The organism is Xanthobacter pollutisoli (assembly GCF_040044995.1).
In the GTDB taxonomy this organism is placed as follows: Bacteria; Pseudomonadota; Alphaproteobacteria; order Rhizobiales; family Xanthobacteraceae; genus Xanthobacter.
Window position 1 is genome coordinate 1 of record NZ_JBDZDP010000075.1, and the last position, 1,109, is coordinate 1,109.

The window sequence follows — 1,109 nt, forward strand, 5'->3', positions numbered from 1 at the left end:
GGCCCAGAACCCGCACTCGGGCGCGTTGTTCGCGTTCCGGGGCAAGCGGGGTCATCTGGTCAAGCTGCTGTGGCTCGATGGGCAAGGCCTGTGCCTGTTCTCCAAGCGGCTCGACCGGGGTCGGTTCGTCTGGCCGGTGACCGCGACGGGCACGGTGACGCTGACGCCGGCACAATTGTCGATGCTGCTGGAGGGCATCGACTGGCGTCGCCCAGAGCGGACGTTCACGCCGACGCTGGCGGGGTGAAAACGGCGGTTTTGCGACGCTTTTTCTCGCCCGTCGATGCGTGATCTGTTATGAAATGCGGGTGCTGGAAGCGCCTGTTTCCCCTGCTGATGCCACCGCGCGGATCGCCGCGCTGGAGGCATCGCTCGCCCGGGCGAATGCCGCGCTCGCCGCCCGCGATCTGCTCATCGACACGTTGCGCGGGCAGATCGCCCGACTGCGGCGGATGCAGTTCGGTGCCTCCTCCGAGAAGTTGGGCCGCGAGATCGAACAGCTCGAGCTGGCGCTGGAAGAGCTGGAAACGGAGCGGGATGTTTCCGAAGTCGAGACTGCGGCGCCTGGAGTAGCGCCGCGCCTGGCACCGGTCCGCAGTCTGCCGGAGCATCTGCCGCGCGAGGAGGTCGTCCACGAGCCGGCGTCCGGTATCTGCACCTGCCCGGACTGCGGTGGTGCGCTGCGCCGGCTGGGCGTGGACGCGCACGAGATGCTCGACATCGTGCCGGTGCGCTGGCGGGTCGTGCGCAACGTCCGCCCCAAATACAGCTGCCGGTCTTGCGAGAAGATCGTCCAGGCACCCGCGCCGGTCAGCGCTGTGGCGCGGGGCAAGGCGACCTTCGCGACGCTGGCGCACGTCGTCGTCTCCAAGTTCGACCACCATCTGCCGTTGTACCGCCAGGCCGAGATGATGGCCGCGCAGGGGCTCGAGATCGACCGCTCGACGCTCGCGGGCTGGGCCGGGCAAGCTGCAGCACTGCTCGACCCGGTGGTCAGCCGTATCCGTGACGAGGTGCTCAAGGCCGACAAGATCCACGCCGACGACACGCCGGTGCCGGTGCTCGACCCCGGCCGTGGCAAGACCGCGACCGGGCGGCTGTGGGTGTAC

At 68.9% G+C, this 1,109-nt stretch carries 2 protein-coding genes; both read left to right on the forward strand.

Translation table 11 applies throughout. The features are described 5' to 3' along the window. Positions 1-247, forward strand: a 247-nt coding sequence (gene tnpB, locus ABLE93_RS26915) for an IS66 family insertion sequence element accessory protein TnpB (RefSeq protein ID WP_348842724.1), incomplete at its 5' end; no start/stop codon positions are given. A 55-nt stretch (positions 248-302) separates the two neighbouring features. Next, positions 303-1,109 (forward strand): IS66 family transposase (tnpC, locus tag ABLE93_RS26920; RefSeq protein ID WP_348842725.1); only part of this gene is annotated, 807 nt, incomplete at its 3' end.